Raw genomic sequence first — 16,793 nt, 5'->3', positions numbered from 1 at the left:
AAGAATTATGCAATAAGGCTCTGGAAGCTGGCGCGTTTCTCAAATGTGAGACAGTCCATTGTCGACCGACTCATCCATGGTTGGCCGTCATAGCAGATCACCGACCAAATGCGCCTGTGACAGCATCCTATTTCTGTCAGTCATGAAACGATCCACAAATTCGCCTATTCTGCAGATGGAAATGTTATCAAGCAGTGTTATAGCGGCGGCCGGCATGGCGGGCGGGAAGCCGGTTGCCTTCGCCAAACAGCCGATGCCTTAAGGAGCCCTGGCCATAGCTGGTCTTGTAAGCGCCCCGACTTTGCAATTCCGGCACCACAAACTCGATAAAATCCTCATAGCTTTCCGGCGTCACGGTGCGGGTGAGATTGAAGCCATCGATATCGCCTTCATCGATCCAGGAGATCAGTTCCTCTGCCACCTCGCCAGGCGCGCCGGTGATCAGCGGATAACGTCCACCGATGGAAAGCTCGTTCAACAATTGTCGCTTGGTCCAACCCTTCTGTTTGGCAAGTTGCGTGACGGACTGGATGGCATTGGTGGGGCCGTACTGGATAGGATCATCAAGCTCGTAGCGGGAGAGATCGATTCCGCTTCCGGCCGAAAAATGCGCCAGGCCCGCTTGCGGGCTGGCATAGCGGCGGTAATCCTCCAGCTTGTCGGCGGCGGCTTCCCGGCTTTTGTCAGTCACAACAGTAACACCAAGAAAAATCTTGATGTCATCAGGATGGCGTCCTGCGACGACCACCTCTTCCCGCAAAGCCTGAGCTGTTTTGCGTGCCGCGGCCTTGTCCGTTGCACCGATAAACACGCATTCGGCGTGGCGTGCGGCAAATTTCCGGCCCCTACCCGATGTGCCAGCCTGATAGAGTACCGGCGTACGCTGGATCGAGGGCTCGCTCAGATGGTAGCCCTCGGACTGGTAATAGGGTCCATGGTGCTGGACCTTATGAACCTTGGCAGGATCGGCATATATCCGCGCCTGCTTGTCGAGGCGCACGGCCCCCTCCTCCCAGCTTCCCTCCCAGAGCTTATATAACAGGTCCATATAGTCGTCGGCCTGGTCGTAGCGGGTGTCATGCTCGGTCATGCCGGTCTTGCCCAATGCCTTGGCGGCGCTATCGAGATAACCAGTGACAATATTCCAGCCGATCCGGCCTGAGGTGAGATGATCGAGCGTCGAGATTTTTCTGGCAAAGGTATAGGGCGCCTCGACACTGGTATTCACTGTGATGCCAAAGCCAAGATTATCGGTGACGGATGCCATGCCTGACACCAGCAGCATCGGGTCATTGACCGGTAGCTGGATGGATTCCCGCAATGTCAGATCAACCGAGTCCTGGTAAATATCATAGACCCCGACAATGTCGGCGAGAAACAGCCCATCAAACAGGCCGCGCTCCAGTGTGCGGGCAAGATCAGTCCAGTAGCGCAGCGACTTGTATTCATGGGAGCGATCACGGGGATGCGCCCAAAGGCCATGGTTGATATGCCCCACACAATTCATGTTGAAGGCATTGAGGATAATCTGTTTTCTGGGGGGCATGATACTATTCTCGATGGGAACGGACGCTACCGCGCCCGCAAGCGACGGACGATGATGTCTCCAGTAAATTGTACAAGGCAGACCGTGGCAATCAACACGATGATCACCGCAATCATCACTGTGGTATCAAACCGCTGATAGCCATAGCGGATGGCCATGTCACCAAGCCCGCCCGCGCCCACCGCCCCAGCCATGGCTGACGCCCCGATCATCGTCACAATGGTGATGGTAAAACCGCCCACCAGACCGGGCAGGGATTCGGGCAGCAGCACATGGCGAATGATATGCCAACGGCGACATCCAATGGCCTGCGCGGCTTCAATCAATCCATGATCCACCTCTCGCAAACTGACCTCGGCAATGCGGGCAAAGAAGGGTGTGGCGCTGATCGACAGCGGCACAATGGCGGCCCATACACCGATAGTCGTACCTGTTACAAGACGGGTAAAAGGCAACAATGCCACCATTAGCACAATGAAGGGTGTGGCGCGAAAACCGTTGATCAGCGCACCCAACACCCTGTTGGCGCGCGGTGCCTCAATCAAACCTCCGGGCGAGGACAGCACCAGGAAAACCGCAAGCGGAATGCCAACAACAAGGGCAAACAGTGCCGAGATGCCCACCATAGTGAGGGTGTCCAAAAAGGCACGCCCCAAGCGTTCATACATCAGCGGTGACATAGCCCAATATCCTCACAGAATGCGCCAAAGCCTGAAGCAATGGAGATGAAACATCGGGTGGATTGGCGGCAATGATCAATACCTGTCCCTGCACATGACCCTGAATGCGATCCAGATTGCTTTGAACAAGACGGCTGCCAGGGCCAAATGCAGCACTGATGGCGCTGAGATCAGGCTCCATCCCGCCCTCGCCGGTATAGGATAGTTCAACCACCGCCCTGCCATCACCACCAACCTCAAGACGCGATGCGAGATCGACCGGCAAACCGCGTTGAAGCGGCTCCAGCAAGGCCTTGGTGGCCGGGTGGTTGGGCTTGCCAAAAATTTGCCAGACGCGGCCCTGTTCGGCAATCTCGCCCTGTTCCAGCACCAACACCTGATCGCAGATTTCGCGGATCACGCTCATTTCATGGGTGATCAAGACGATGGTGAGTTTCAGACGCTGGTTGATGTCTTGCAAAAGCCTTAGGATCGAAAGGGTGGTTTCCGGGTCGAGCGCCGATGTTGCTTCATCGCACAGCAAAATCTCCGGCCTGCTGACGAGCGCGCGAGCAATGCCAACACGTTGCTTTTGTCCACCGGATAGTCGGGACGGATAAGTGGTTTCCTTGCCTTCGAGACCCACCAGTTTCAGCACATCCGCCACACGCTGGTTGATCTCGTTGCGCCCCACGCCCGCCACCAGAAGCGGGAGTGCCACATTGCCCCAGACTGTCTTGGCCGATAGCAGATTGAAATGCTGAAAGATCATACCAACGCGGCGGCGAAGGCCCACCAACTGATCATCAGTAAAACCGGCAATATCCTCACCATCCACCAGAACGCGCCCGCCCGTTGGCCGCTCCAACCGATTGATGGTGCGCAACAGGCTGGATTTGCCGGCACCGCTGCGGCCGATAATGCCAAAAATACTGCCCGCAGGCACGTTAACAGAAATATCTTTCAGGGCATGAACAGGCCCGGCCGATGAGGTGTAAACCTTGGAAAGGTTCTCGAACACGACCGAGCCAGCGCCTTGCAGCGCTAGACTTTTCTGAGGTGCAGCGGAAGCCCGCGATGCGCTCGCGGCGGAGCTATTATGCTCCACCCTGTTCGCATCGACCTGATCAAACAGGACTGTGCTCACTGCTGCCATGCCAGCGTATAAAGCTTGCGATCATGGCCGAAGGCCTTATCGATTGCAGCTTTCACGGCATCGGAGTGCTGATAGATCTCCACCAGCTTTTTCAACGCTGGACTATCAGCCTTGTCCTTGCGTGCGGCAAAGACAATGGCGAACTGCTTGTCATCTACGCCGGAATAGATCAGACCGGAGCTGGGATCAAACGCCTTGGCGGCAACAATGAAGTGAGGATAGCCAAGGGCCAGATCGACATCCCGGGTAATGCGGGCCAGTTGAGGACCTTCCACTTCCGTGAACGTGACGTGTTTTGGGTTATCGATAATATCGTCGAGCGACCCCTTGAAGCCAACACCATCCTTCAGCTTAATCAGTCCACCTTTTTGCAACAGCAGCAGACCGCGACCCTGATTGACCGGATCATTGGCGATGGCAACGGTTGCGCCATCAGGCACGCTGGCAAAATCCTTGTATTTCAAAGAGTAGATGCCGATGTTGGCAAGCGTGCCAATGCCCGCTGGCACAATATCATAGCCGCGCTGCGCCACCGCATTGTCGAGAAATGGCTTGTGCTGAAAATAATTGACATCAATATCGCCCGCCTGAAGGGCAATGTTCGGGGTGGTCCAATCACTGAACTCCACCACCTGCACATCCAGCCCGGCGGCATTTGCTTCCGGCACCAGCGCCTCGATGGAATCGGCATAAACGCCGGGAACAACACCCACCTTGATGGTTTCGGCATATGCATTGCCAGACAGTGCAATCAGTGTGGCTGCAAGCAGCGTTTTAACTTTGAATGTCATGACACCCCCTAATTTCTATTAGGACATAAATCTAATAGATTTAGTTGTTTTTAGGAGGCGTCTCGTACTCATCTGCGGGAAAAAAGGAGAAAATCTTTCTGCCGCAAGAGGAAAGCAACCGGCATGCCGTGCGCGACCCCTCTTGCGGCATCGTGATTGTTATCGTCTGTCCAGTTGTGCAACCAATCGATCACCCAGCCATTGGATACCGCAGACAAGGATGATCAGCACAATAACCACGGCAATCATCACCGTTGTTTCGAACCGCTGATAGCCATACCGAATGGCCAGATCACCAAGCCCACCTGCGCCAATCGCCCCCGCAATGGCCGAGGCGCCGATGAGGGTTACAAATGTGACGGTAAAGCCGGAAATAATGCCGGGAAGCGCTTCGGGGACTAGAACTTCGCGGATGATGGTCCAGCGATTGCCGCCCATGGCGCGCACAGCGTCAATCAGGCCGCGATCCACCTCCCGCAACGACACTTCGGCAATGCGGGCATAATAGGGCGTGGCCGCGATGGCCAGCGGTACAATCGCCGCCCAAGTTCCAAGCGCTGTGCCAACTATCAACCGGGTCAACGGGATGAGCGCCACCAGCAGAATGATAAACGGAATGGAGCGAAAGGCATTGACCACGGCTCCAAGCACGCGGTTGATCCATAGATATTCGGCAATGCCGCCCTTTGCCGTCACCACCAGCGCCAAGCCAAGCGGGAGACCCGCCACCAGCGAAATCAGGCCAGAGGCAACGGTCATCAATACCGTTTCCCAGAGAGCACTGAGGAGAAGGTCAATCATAACATCAGACATAGCCAAGGACCTCCACACGGGCATGATGGGATTTCAACTGGGCCTGAAGCTTTTGCAGCAGGGTCAGATCGCTGGCGGGAACTGTCAGAAACAACCGAGCAACCACCTGGGTTTGAATATGCTCAACACCCCCTTGCACCAGCCGCACGCCGTTTTGAAAACTGTCGGCGAGATCGGCAAACAGCCTGCCTTGGGCATAATCTCCCGCGAGATCGACACTCAAAACCACAGTGTCGCCCGTTTCGGAGCGCAGCTTTGAAGCAAGATGGCTGGGAAGTTGCGGTCTATTGCCCGACAGCAGGCTCTTGGTAATCTCGGCTTGCGGATTGGCAAAAACCGACCAAACATCGCCTTGCTCAACAATTCGCCCGGCATCAATCACGGCAACCCGGTCGGCAATCGAGCGCACCACATCCATCTCATGGGTGATCAGCACAATCGTCAGGCCAAGTTTTTTGTTGATATCCTTCAATAAGGCCAGAATCGAGCGGGTTGTTTCCGGATCAAGCGCCGAGGTCGCCTCGTCCGACAGCAGCAGGGCAGGCCGTGCGGCAAGGGCGCGGGCAATGCCAACCCGTTGTTTTTGCCCGCCGGAGAGGGCTGCAGGATAGGCCTTGGCCTTATCGCTCAAGCCCACCAGCTCCAGCAGATCGCGGGCACGGGCCAGGCGTTCTGCCTTTGCCATACCTTCGATTTTCAGCGGCAGCGCCACATTGACTTCCACGGTTTTGGCGGAAAGCAGATTAAAATGCTGAAACACCATGCCAATACGCCGCCGCAAGGGCTGTAATGCCTGCTCCGCAAGGCCAACAATGTTGCGGCCTTCAATACGGATTTCGCCCCGATCAGCCTGTTCCAGCCCATTCAGGCAGCGGATCAAGGTGGATTTACCGGCACCACTGCGCCCGATAATGCCGAGAATTTCGCCCTTACGGACATCCAGCGAAATTCCATCCAACGCGACGGTGTCTCCAAAGCGACGATGGACATCGGTGAGTTTAACAACGCTGTTGAGATCGGGATCAGGAACGGGGGTTGCCTCAGCAAACAATGGCTGACTGTTCATACACTATCACTCCAAACGGGCGAAGGCGGCGGGGCCAAAAGCCTCGCCGCCTCACCACTAAAACGCCGTTCAATGATCAATAGGCAACGATGCCGGTGCCTTTGTAGACCTTGTCAAACACGGCCTTGACCGTATCGTTCTGGTAAGAAGCCACCAGCGTCTTGACCCAAGCCTCATTTTCCTTGCCCTGTTTGACGGCAATGAAGTTGCGGTACGGGTTGTCAGCCGTTGGCTCCTGCGCAATGCGATCAGTGGGCTTGAGACCTGCCTTCAGCGCCCAGTCGGTATTGACGACAGCAGCGTCAAGGTCGTCAATGGCCCGGCCAACAATGCCCGCATCCAATTCCTTGATCTTGATAGATTTTGGATTTTCAGTGATATCGGCAATGGTTGCCAGAATGCCTGTGCCGTCCTTCAGCTTGATTAAACCCTGATCTTGCAGCACGCGCAGCGCCCGGCCTTCATTGGAAGGGTCGTTGGGAACGCCAATCTGCGCACCCTTGGAAAGATCGGCAACCGCCTTGTATTTCTTGGTATAGAGGCCAATGGGCCAGACACCCGTATAGCCAACCGGCGTGATGTGGTAGCCGTGCTGCTTGATCTGGTTATCCAGATAGGGCTTGTGCTGGAAGGCATTGGCGTCGATTTCGCCGCGCTCCAGCGCTTCATTCGGCTGGGTGTAATCGTTAAACACCACCGTCTTGATGGTCAGACCCGTCTTGGCGGCTTCCTGCGCCACCGCGCGCCAGACATCTTCATCTTCACCGCTGACGATGCCAACCTTGATCACCTTATCCTCGGCGTGGGCCTGCAATGCGCCGGTACCAGCAGTGACGGCCAGCGCCATCAAGGCTGCCAGACCCGCTCTGCGCGACAAAGATGGTGTGTTTCCGAATATTTTTGTCATTGTTGTCGTCCCTTGATGGAAGAAGTCATCGCTCCGATACAACCAACAATGACAGAGTGATCTTCAGGACGCGAAGGCGATAAAACCATTTTTTGCAATGCAAAAGAAATAGGCTTTTGCACAATTTCATTCCTCAAGAACAATAATCTATTGTTTTTATGGATTAATTGAATTCGGCAATGAAAGGGACGCAATTCGCATCCAGCTCTACGTCTTGATCGCGTCAGTCGGCGACTGATACGACGATTCATTGAAGATGACTTCGTATTCCTTTTGCAAATATCTCAAGCGGTGCAAGCATTTGAGATATTTGCAATGCCTTCAAGGCGAGGATGTGGTCCACATCTTTGTGGCCTTGGCATGAGCTGTGCTCTGAGCCCTAACCTTGGACCGCCGGAAGCTGGAGTTTTCCGGCTCTGATCACGATGACGGGCTGGTTGCGCCACCGGGATTATGCATGGAAATCGGGACGTTATATCCGATTGCGCTGTGAGGACGATCCTCGTTGTAGTATCGACGCCAAGTCTCCAATTTTTCGCGTGAATCTGCGTGAATCTGCAAGGGTTAAAAACCAATGCGCGTTCAGGCACTCTGCGCGCAGCTTGCTGTTGAACGCCTCGATGAAGCCGTTATCGGTCGGTTTTCCGGGCCGAGAGAAGTCCAGGGTGACGTTGTTGGCATAAGCCCAAAGGTCGAGGTCGCGGGAGATAAATTCGCTGCCGTTATCAACCCTGATCGTCCTGGGATAGCCAGTCCCCTTGCAGATACGTTCCAACGTCTGAACCACATCCTCACCGCGATAGGTGAACCGTGCGTCGGTGGCGGGGCACTAGCGAGAATGCGTATCCACAACGGTCAGGATGCGCAATTTCTTACCCGTCGAGAGCTGGTCGTGAACGAAATCCATCGCCCATACATCGTTCGGACCGACGGCTGCCTGACGGTCGTCCCGAAGCTTTGCCGTCACCCGACGCTTGGGGCGCTTATTACGCAATTGGAGACCTAACTCGCTGTAATCCTACGTGTCTTCTTCATGTTGATCTTCCATCCATCCCGGCGCAAGTGGACATGCACGCGGCGATATCCGTACCGCACACGCGTTTCGCATATCTCCTTGATCCGTCTTTCGAGAGGGGCCTGCCCGATTCCTCGGAATTTGTAGTGATAGCTCGAGGTGTCAAACATCAGGACCTTGCAGGCCCGTCGGATCGATATCCCCCAATCCACCAGCATCTCGCGATCCAGCGTCAGGTCGGCAACGATCCGTTTCAAGCGGTTGTTCTCGTCTTCCAAAGCCTTCAGACGCCGCATCTCGTCCGGCAGCAGCCCTGCGTATTTCTTGCGCCAATTGAAATAGGTTGCTTGGCTAATCCCCGCCTTCCGGCAAATCTCTGCCACCGGCGTGCCGTCGTCACCCTGTTTGAGAATGAACGCTTTCTGGACGTCCGAAAAGTTCGATGCTTTCATCGTTTCCGCTCCTGTTCCCAGCCGGGAATCGAGCGCAAAAAACTCCAATCAAAAACGATCCAGTTTTTGGGGATCAGAGCAATCTAGAACTCCATGACGATTGGGCACCCGTGCGAAAGTGACCACGCTCGCCTTGAAGGGATCTGGATCCCACAGACGGTATGTGACGGAATCGTGGCATTCGATCTATAGCCGGATTTGTATTCGGCGCCTTCCGGCGGCCGTCTCATAACTAACTAGCTTAGGCAAAGCGCCGTCAGGGATGCGGCAGGCATTACGATACTCCCAAAACCCAAGGCGACGATGGCGATACCGACGACTTTGCGCAGCGCGGCCTTGGGCAGCCTTGCCCCCATCACAGCAATTTGGACGGCGCCGGCAGCTGTCAGAGCCACCGCCGGAACGGTCGCCAGGCCGAAGCTCATCATGAACAGAGCGCCCGTTGCACCCGTGCCGCTGAGCATGGCAGTCATCAAGGCGTTGTAGACCATGGCGCAGGGCGCAATACCCCATGCCATTCCGAGCAGCAACGCTGAGGGCGTCTCGAAATGGACGCCCCCCTGACGACCGCCAAGCAAAAATGTCGAGGCGGCGATCACGCGACGGTCGATGAGCTGAGGACCTGGGACCATGCCAATTAGCGAAAGCCCCACCCACAGCAGCATGGCTGCGCCTAGGATCCGCAGCACAGGCTGTAGACCGGCGAGATCGAAAAGCTGCCCCAATGCGTCGCCGGCAATACCGACAACACAGCCAGCGATCGTGTAGGTCACCGTGCGGCCGAGCTGGGTGGCCAGCAAAGCCTGCGCTCTTTGCCGCCCGGAACGACCTTGACCCGTCGCGATCAGCAGCGACGAGGCGATGCCGCCGCATTGGCCCGCGCAGTGCAGGCTGCCGGCAAGGCCCATCAGGAAGCCAGCGGCAACGGTGCCCGCAAGCATTGGGAGATCCGGTATCATTTCTGCCTCTTCCTGTTCGCCAACGTGCCGTGCATGACGGATATGTTCATGCGGGGCAACTGGCCGTGTTGACCACCGGTGGCAGGTTGATAGCCGGATTGCGGTCGAAGAAGCCGCTCGGCATCAGCTTAAAGCCGGTGAACACGCAGGGCTGCACCGGAAAATCCTCGACACGCACGGGGTGATGCAGGCCAAAGACGTGCCAGAGCACGATATCAGTGTTCTCGATCGGCCGATTCTTGGCGACGAATTCTATAAGCCCGCCGGCTCCATCGGAATGGTTGACGAAGTCGCCCGCCGGGAATCTCTCTTCCGGATCGAAGGCCGTAACCCAGACATGATTTTGAACGAACGCAGCGCGTTTTCCGGATGGCGAATCCGGATGAACGAACGGGGTGACGCAATGGTTCGCCTCGAGCTTGTAGCCAACGGGAGCGCCGGTATAGTTCGTCTTGTTCGGGTTAATGACCTTCCAGTAGCGGTGCGATGCCGGATCGGCGCGGCGTGTTGCCTCGCTTTCCCGGCCAAGCACGGTTTGCTGCTCGAAGAAGGCATTGCCATAGGGGTTGGCGGGACCAAGCGGCTCGGCATAGGTGTTGCATTCCACGACGCTGTTGGCATCGCCGTCCACCGCCATGTCCAGGCGGGCGCATAGGATATGCTGGTGGATATGACCGACGACACCGGGTGCCACTTCGCGCCCATATTTCGGAGGCTGGCCGGGAATGCAGGCGGCAGTGTTGATGATCCCGGTTGCCTTGACCTCGTGTTCGATCGTCCCGTCGAGAAAAAGATACCAGTAAAGGCCGTATTCATAGTTGCCGACGGTGCAGATCGTTGAGACGACGAGCTTGGCGCCCCGGCGGATTTCGGAGCGTTCTGTCCGGAAATCCATATGCTTCCACAAAAGCCCGGAATCTTCCTCGTGAATGCAGATAGCCTTCTCGATCGTCCAGGGATCGCCGTCCATGGTGTTGAGGTGTACGTCGAGATACTTGATGACGCCCAGGCAATCGCAGCCGAGCTTCAGGGAATTGGCGAGCTTGCCGATGCCGTATTCGCCGATATCGAAGACATTCTTGCGGAAATGGCCGTTGTCCGGGCTGCCATAGGGCACCGTCATCTCAACGATCGAGGCGCGGTTAACGATCGGCCGCCCGTCGAAGCGGATGTCGTGAAGGGTGAGCGCCTCGCGCGCATTGAAGCCGACGACCAGCGACCAGTTGCGCCAGGTGATGCGGTGCCCATCGAAAGCGAAGTTCACGCCTTCTTGCTGTACCACGTCGATCGGCTTGGCCGTTGGTTGAAAGGTTTCTATGAACTGACTTTCATAGTTCACTTCCTGCATCGGAACGGGCACTACGCCATAGTCGTCGACCCGGATGACCTTGCCGGTGATAAGGTCGACCACCGCATTCAGCCCCTCGATCGGATGGGCGTAGAAGTTCTCGTTCTCGCGCAGCCGCAGCCAGCAGAAAATGTGGCAGAGATGGCGACCCTCCTCGCCGGGCACCCCAAAATTCCCTGCCGACCATGGGTCGACGCACACCGTCTCCATGTCGGTGATGCCGCGCTTCGCGCAGGCCGCTATAAACTCCGGATCGGTCCGTACTATACCTTCGATGGATAGGAACTGTTCGAGCTGGATCATCGGACGCTTGCCGGGGAAATCCTTGCGGGTGAGGATGGTTTGCGTATCGAGGCAAACCACGAGACTGGTGACGGTGACGGCGGCGGCGCTGAAAACGTTCACCCGTGCCTTGCGGGCGATCGGCGCGCCGGACGAAAACGCCCGAACCGTCGCCTTGTCCGGCTCCATCAGTTCGATCGTTTCAAAGCGGGTGTCAGCGCCATAAGGCGGATCCTTGCGCACGATCGTTGCCACCGCGCGGATTTCGTCCGGGGTCAGGGGCTGCAGGGGATGGGTGACGCTCAGCGGGATCTGACGGGGTGCAGCGGAAACACAGCAGGTATCCATGGTATTCTTCCTTAGTCTGTTCGGCTTCTGCAGCCGGAAATTGAAAAAGCACGGCGGTTGTGAGCCGCCGTCGCGGTTTTATCGAAGGGCCGCGCAAGTCTTGCGGTTGAGCCGGATCCCACCTTTAAGCGAAGGCGCGGCCGAGATTGGCGTAGATGGCCGGCTTGCGGGCCTTCAGCCACACTGCAAAGGTGGCGCCTGCGGCGGCGATGATGGCCAGGATGACCGGGAAGCTGGCGACGATCGGCGATTGTGAGCCGCTGATCAGCGGCAGGTTGATGATCATCAGCACTAGGCATGCTAGCAATCCGGCCATGCTGATGATCGGAGCCACGATCCACTGCCAGACGCCGACACCACGGGTATCCGTGCGGAAAAAGCCAATCACCGCCAGGCAGACCATTGTCTGCAGGAGCAGGATGCCGACGCTGGCGAAAGCGCCCATCCAGGCAAACACGACCGCGTAGGGATCCTGCCCGCTGAAGGCGAAGGCCAGGATCAGCGCGACCATCAGTATGGTCTGGACGCCACCCGCCATGTGAGGCGAATTATGGGTTCCGTGCGTGCGTGCGAAACCCGACCAGGCGATCCCCTCGCGGCCAAGCGAATAGAAATAGCGGTTGATGGTATTGTGGAAGGACAGCGCACAGGCAAACAGGCTAGTGATCAGCAGGGCGTTAAGGACAATCCCAGCCGGACCGCCAAGCATGGCCTGCACGGCGGTCACGTACAGCGTCGCTGTATTGGCCGTTGCCTCGGAGGCTATGTTGGACGGACCGTAATGCAAGGCAACGGCCCAGGTCACGAAGGCATAGAACACGGCGATGATGATCACCGCAAGGTAGGTGGCACGTGCGATGGTGCGCTTTGGATCGCGGGCTTCCTCGCCAAAGATCGCGGTTGCCTCGAAACCTATGAAGGAGGCGACGACGAAAACCAGCGACACACCTATTCCAGGCCCGGCCACGGCGGAAAGGCCGAAAGGAGCGACAGTAATACCCTCGGGTCCGCCGCCGGAGATCAGCACCGACAAGGCAAAGAGGGCAAGAATGGCAATCTCGGCGATCATACAGTAGCCGAGGACCCGGCCGGAAAATTCGATATTGCGGCGGCCGCAAGCATAGATCAGGGCCGCAAGCATGCAGGCATAGATCCACCAGGCGATGCTGGGGCCGCCGGATGTCTTGACAATGTCATTCATGAAGAAGCCAAATAGGCCGCAGACCGCCAGTTCGATGGCGATATAGGTCGCAAGGGCGACGAACGCTCCGGCCACCCCGGCCGGGCGGCCGAGGCCGGCAGCGATATAGGGATAAAAGCCACCGGCCGAGCCGATAAACCGGCTCATGGCCGTAAAGCCGACGCTGAAGATCAGGTAAAGCGCACCGACCAGCAGATAGGTGGCCGGCACACCAGCACCGTTTCCGAAGGCAAAGGCGGCAGGTGATGCACCGACCACCGCCGTCAACGGCGCAGCGGCGGCGACGACGAAAAAGACGATATGGCTGACCCCGATAGCATTGTGCCGGAGTTCAGTTCCGGCCTTTCCAACTTCAATCGTGGACATGGAAATCCCCCCAGATAAAACGTTCAGCTTTGATCGATTATGAACTGTATAGTTTGCTTATTACAGAGAAACGCAGCCGGTATAGTTTAGCTTTTTCGCTAAAAAATACAGGTTATATTTATCTATAATTTTGTTCTTTTGAGCCGAGTTTCTACTATGCAAAAATTTTAGGGCCTGTATTTGACACTTCATGCCAAAATGGCCGCCTGTCGCGCTGATCCATGTGGCCCGCTTATTGCATGGGCAGACTCGAAAGTTCATTTGGAGCAAGCCATGAAAACCACAGGCATCATTGCCTCCTCTGCCATGAACGGCCTGTTGGCTTCGATCCGTCTCGGAGGGCTCGACGCGGATACAGTGTCGGCGCGCATCGGACTTGGCAGCAATGCGTTGTTTGCCGAAAGCGATTTCATGCCGCTGGCCGCCTTCACATCCGCCCTTGAGGTCGCTTCTGAAGAAACGAACGATCCGATATTTGGATTGAAACTTGGCAAAGAATTTGAATTCCAAGCAATTGGCTCCCTGGCCGCCCTGTTTCTAACGGCGCCAACGCTCAAACAAGGACTGACGCAATTCAGTCGCCATTTTCCGGCATTGCAGAGCAACAGCCGGTCGGAGCTCGTCGTAGAAAACGATGTCGCCCGGTTTTCCTATTCCATCCATGACAATACGGTCCGTCACAAGACCCAGGATGCGGACTTTACAGAAAGCTTGCTGAACACAATGCTGGCAGCGACCATCGGTGAGGATTGGAAACCGTCCTGCATAGAGTTTGAGCATATGCCGGGCGACAATCTGGCGCTTTATCGATCACAGCTTGCCTGCCCTTTATCGTTCGGCCGCCGGGAAAACGCGATCGTGTTTCCGAAAAAGTTTCTTGATCGTCCGATCGGCGCCGGCGGGGATGAACATCGCCACTTGCGGATCGCCTGCGAACTGTCCGATCTTCTTTACCACCGGGAGAAACGTCTCGATCTCGTGGCCGCGCTGAAGGCATGGATCGCCGCAGCTCTTTGCCAGCATGCGAGCATCGATATAGACCACGCGGCTGGTGATTTCGGCATGAGCCTGCGCAGTTTCCAGCGCAAGCTCGCAGAAAACGGCGTCAATTATGCGGACCTGCGCAACATGGTCCGGATGGAAATCGCAAAAAGCCTGCTTGCCAACACACGGCTGTCTATCCCTGTCATCGCCGAGCAGCTTGGCTATAGCGAACTCAGCGCCTTTGCCAGAAGCTTTCGCCATCTGACCGGCTTCACTCCAGCTCGCTTCCGTCAGAAGTCCGGAAACTATACTAACGTGCTCAGGGGGTGAACATTACTCCCGCCTTGAACGGATCAGAACCTAAAGCACACCAAACCCCACAGCTCCATCCGTTGTGCTACATTGAAATACTTACCCAATCTTCATGCCCGTGGCGAATTCGCACTACGAAAATTTTCTCATCGTCTTCAACCCGATAGACAATAAGATGTGCTTTGAAGGGATGAATTCTGACGGCCGGTTCGATCTCATTTCGTTCGCGTGCGATGCGTGGATTAGCAGCTATCAGATCAAATAGTGCGAAAAGTTCATCATGGTAGGTTTTGCCTGGTCTACTCCGAACATACGGGCACCTTGCTCGGCGATCGCAATGATGTCTTCTTCTACCTCGACAGAAAGTTTAAAACTCATGACTTGCTGGCACGATCCATCGCCTCAGCAAAGAGTTCATCCTTTGATCGAATGCCAACGCCACTTTGGAGCCCGGCCTCGACGAAACTTTGCATGGCGGCAATCTTGTCGTTTCGTGTCTGGTCGCGTCGGATCAGGTCGCGCACGTAGTCGCTAGCGTTCGAATATCGCCCAGTCCTGGCCTGCGCCTCCACCCAATCCTTCATCGGGTCTGGAAGAGATACGTTCATTGTCGCCATCGGAAACCTCCATTTGAAGGAATCAAATTCGATTTTGGCAAAGTTTGTCAAATGTTCCTATATTTGCATGGGATCAGAACCGTCCCCCATTCTCTCTGCCGGTGGGATAACGCTTATTTATAGGGCTCTGTTGCAAAATTTTTTGGGGCCTCTGAATCGAAGAAAAACATTCCGCAATTCAATCTGAATTGCGGTTTTGAAAAGCCAAATAAGATGGTGCATGACCCGATGATTGTCGTTTGAGTGACAGGTTTTCTGTCCGTACGCAGACGTCGTTTGAAATTTCATTCTACGACAAAGAATTTTTGCAACAGTGCCCGTGATTTTGTACGCGGTGTTTTTCTACGTTCGATATGCCGTTTCGTATCGTGATCTGGAAGAGATTATGGCGGAGCGCGGCGTTAAAGTCGATCATGCGACGTTGAACAGATGGTTTGTGAAATATTCACCCCTGATAGCCCGTGAGGCCCATCGGCGGAAATCAACGACCAGCACCTTCTTTGCTCGCACTATAGGCAATAGTGGCTGGCCTGAGAAAGTTGTCATAGACAAGAGCGGCGCCAACCTTGCCGGATTGCAAAACATGAACTGGTTGTTGCAGTTCCACGGCTGGTTCTGGCTGATCGAGATTGTCCGGATCAAATATCTCAACAACATCATTGAGCAGGACCATCGTTTTATCAAGAAGCTGACGCGACCAATGAAGGGTTTCAAATCCTTTTCATCAGCATCGGCTACATTGGATGGAATTGAGGTCGCCCATATGATCAGAAAGGGCCAATTCCAAACAGCAGGCCAATCCGCCTTTCAGCAATTTGCTGAACTCGCTGCATAACTGCGTCCGGCGATATCCACATCTGCGACCATTTCAAAAATTTGCGACGGAACCTAATCTGCCGCAATCCTGATAAGCGCCGATGCGAGCCCGCCTTAATCGGCAAGCTGCACAGCGGCGAACGGTGGCTCGACCGGCGGTGCCAAGGCAGTACCCACCCAATAGGGTTTGCATTCAAAGGCTCTGTTGCAAAGATTCCGTTTGTGCTGGAAATAGGGGAGATAGTTTTCAGCGGGACTTTTGATGAGCGATTTCAAGTGGCGTCATTTTCAGGGCGAGGTGATCTTGTGGGCAGTTCGCTGGTATTGCCGCTATGGGGTGAGCTACCGCGACCTTGAGCAAATGATGGGCGAACGGGGCGTCGCCGTTGATCATTCCACGATTTATCGCTGGGTCCAGAAATATGCACCGGAAATCGAGAAGCGGCTGCGTTGGCACTGGCGGCGGCCCCAATCAACGAGCTGGCGGGTCGATGAAACCTATGTGAAGGTTCGTGGCAAATGGACATACTTGTACCGCGCCGTTGACAAGTTCGGGAACACGATCGATTTCTATCTGTCGCCGACGCGCAATGCCAAAGCGGCCAAGCGCTTTCTCGGCAAGGCTCTGAATGGTCTGAAAGACTGGGAAAAGCCAAGAGTTATCAACACTGACAAAGCCCCAACCTATGGAATTGCCATCGCGCAATTGAAAGCTGAAGGCAAATGTCCCGATGAGCTTGTGCATCGACAGGTCAAATACCTGAACAATGTCGTTGAAGCCGATCACGGCAAGTTGAAACAACTGATAAAGCCAGTGAGAGGGTTCAAGACGCTAAAAACGGCCTATGCGACGATTAAAGGTTTCGAGGTCATGCGGGCGTTACGCAAGGGTCAAGCGGCTATTTTCAACCTTACAAAAGACATCCGCGGAGAGGCCCGCATCGTTGAACGGGCTTTCGGGCTTGGACCAAGCGCTCTGACTGAAGCCGCAGCTCTGCTCGCCCAGAATCTCCAAGCTCACACCGCTTAACAGCAGAGAACACTGGAAGTCCCTCGCCGTTTGAAATCTTTGCAACAGAGCCGAATGATCACCTGTCGATGAACGCTGCACCAACGCCGAATCCGTTCATTCATCGACCGATGCAACAACGCCGC

14 protein-coding genes and 3 pseudogenes are annotated in these 16,793 nt (G+C 55.7%); 4 read left to right on the top strand and 13 right to left on the bottom strand.

The features are described from left to right. Positions 1-15: 15 nt before the first annotated feature. Positions 16-192: pseudogene (locus tag FS819_RS24040) on the top strand (IS30 family transposase); the annotation flags it as partial. On the opposite strand, the gene FS819_RS24035 reads toward FS819_RS24040, so the two are convergent. From FS819_RS24035 to FS819_RS23985, 11 genes and pseudogenes are all read right to left on the bottom strand, one after another. Next, on the bottom strand, positions 188-1,546 hold the full coding sequence (locus FS819_RS24035) for an LLM class flavin-dependent oxidoreductase (RefSeq protein WP_156550003.1): 1,359 nt from the start codon (positions 1,544-1,546) through the stop codon (positions 188-190). The pseudogene FS819_RS24040 and the gene FS819_RS24035 overlap by 5 nt on opposite strands. A 26-nt stretch (positions 1,547-1,572) precedes the next feature. Beyond that, the gene (locus tag FS819_RS24030) at positions 1,573-2,226 is read right to left on the bottom strand and encodes a methionine ABC transporter permease (RefSeq protein WP_156550002.1); all 654 of its coding nucleotides are present in this window, start codon (positions 2,224-2,226) and stop codon (positions 1,573-1,575) included. Next, positions 2,207-3,361: a methionine ABC transporter ATP-binding protein gene (locus FS819_RS24025; protein WP_156550001.1), complete on the bottom strand. Its 1,155-nt coding sequence runs from the start codon at positions 3,359-3,361 to the stop codon at positions 2,207-2,209. The genes FS819_RS24030 and FS819_RS24025 overlap by 20 nt, the downstream gene beginning before the upstream one ends. After that, positions 3,349-4,152, bottom strand: a complete 804-nt coding sequence (locus FS819_RS24020; RefSeq protein WP_156550000.1) for a MetQ/NlpA family ABC transporter substrate-binding protein — start codon at positions 4,150-4,152, stop codon at positions 3,349-3,351. The genes FS819_RS24025 and FS819_RS24020 overlap by 13 nt, the downstream gene beginning before the upstream one ends. Positions 4,153-4,311: 159 nt before the next feature. Then, positions 4,312-4,965, bottom strand: a complete 654-nt coding sequence (locus FS819_RS24015; protein WP_156549999.1) for a methionine ABC transporter permease — start codon at positions 4,963-4,965, stop codon at positions 4,312-4,314. Beyond that, positions 4,958-6,031, bottom strand: a complete 1,074-nt coding sequence (locus FS819_RS24010) for a methionine ABC transporter ATP-binding protein (protein WP_156549998.1) — start codon at positions 6,029-6,031, stop codon at positions 4,958-4,960. Before FS819_RS24010 ends, FS819_RS24015 begins: the two co-directional genes overlap by 8 nt. A 76-nt stretch (positions 6,032-6,107) precedes the next feature. After that, positions 6,108-6,938, bottom strand: coding sequence for a MetQ/NlpA family lipoprotein (locus FS819_RS24005; RefSeq protein ID WP_156549997.1), 831 nt, complete (start codon positions 6,936-6,938; stop codon positions 6,108-6,110). A 420-nt stretch (positions 6,939-7,358) separates the two neighbouring features. Further along, positions 7,359-8,405 (bottom strand): annotated as a pseudogene (locus FS819_RS24000) (IS3 family transposase). Between the two features lie 236 nt (positions 8,406-8,641). Beyond that, positions 8,642-9,364, bottom strand: a complete 723-nt coding sequence (locus tag FS819_RS23995) for a sulfite exporter TauE/SafE family protein (protein WP_156549996.1) — start codon at positions 9,362-9,364, stop codon at positions 8,642-8,644. 46 nt (positions 9,365-9,410) lie between these two features. Then, positions 9,411-11,342 (bottom strand): primary-amine oxidase, encoded by a 1,932-nt coding sequence (locus FS819_RS23990; RefSeq protein WP_156549995.1) that lies wholly within the window; start codon positions 11,340-11,342, stop codon positions 9,411-9,413. Between the two features lie 124 nt (positions 11,343-11,466). After that, positions 11,467-12,909 carry an APC family permease gene (locus FS819_RS23985; RefSeq protein WP_156549994.1) on the bottom strand — a complete coding sequence of 481 codons (1,443 nt, stop codon included), beginning with the start codon at positions 12,907-12,909 and terminating at the stop codon, positions 11,467-11,469. 273 nt (positions 12,910-13,182) lie between these two features. Here FS819_RS23985 and FS819_RS23980 point away from each other — a divergent pair, with 273 nt between their 5' ends. Beyond that, complete coding sequence (locus tag FS819_RS23980; protein ID WP_197434146.1) at positions 13,183-14,223, top strand: AraC family transcriptional regulator; 1,041 nt, start codon at positions 13,183-13,185, stop codon at positions 14,221-14,223. Positions 14,224-14,290: 67 nt separating this feature from the next. On the opposite strand, the pseudogene FS819_RS23975 reads toward FS819_RS23980, so the two are convergent. Next, a pseudogene (locus FS819_RS23975) lies at positions 14,291-14,583 on the bottom strand (type II toxin-antitoxin system RelE/ParE family toxin). Continuing rightward, entirely contained in the window at positions 14,580-14,822 is a 243-nt protein-coding gene (locus FS819_RS23970) for a type II toxin-antitoxin system ParD family antitoxin (RefSeq protein WP_156549992.1), read from the bottom strand. The pseudogene FS819_RS23975 and the gene FS819_RS23970 overlap by 4 nt, the downstream one beginning before the upstream one ends. 286 nt (positions 14,823-15,108) lie before the next feature. Between FS819_RS23970 and FS819_RS23965 the strand changes: the two genes are divergently transcribed. After that, positions 15,109-15,657, top strand: a complete 549-nt coding sequence (locus FS819_RS23965) for a DDE-type integrase/transposase/recombinase (protein WP_234624830.1) — start codon at positions 15,109-15,111, stop codon at positions 15,655-15,657. A gap of 243 nt (positions 15,658-15,900) precedes the next feature. Further along, on the top strand, positions 15,901-16,668 hold the full coding sequence (locus FS819_RS23960) for an IS6 family transposase (RefSeq protein WP_156549991.1): 768 nt from the start codon (positions 15,901-15,903) through the stop codon (positions 16,666-16,668). The last annotated feature ends 125 nt before the right edge of the window (positions 16,669-16,793 follow it).

Origin of the sequence: Allorhizobium sp. Av2 (genome assembly GCF_021462805.2) — a bacterium.
Lineage (GTDB): Bacteria > Pseudomonadota > Alphaproteobacteria > Rhizobiales > Rhizobiaceae > Allorhizobium > Allorhizobium vitis_G.
Note: the sequence above shows the minus strand (reverse complement) of the source record. Positions and strands in the feature narration are given on the sequence as shown.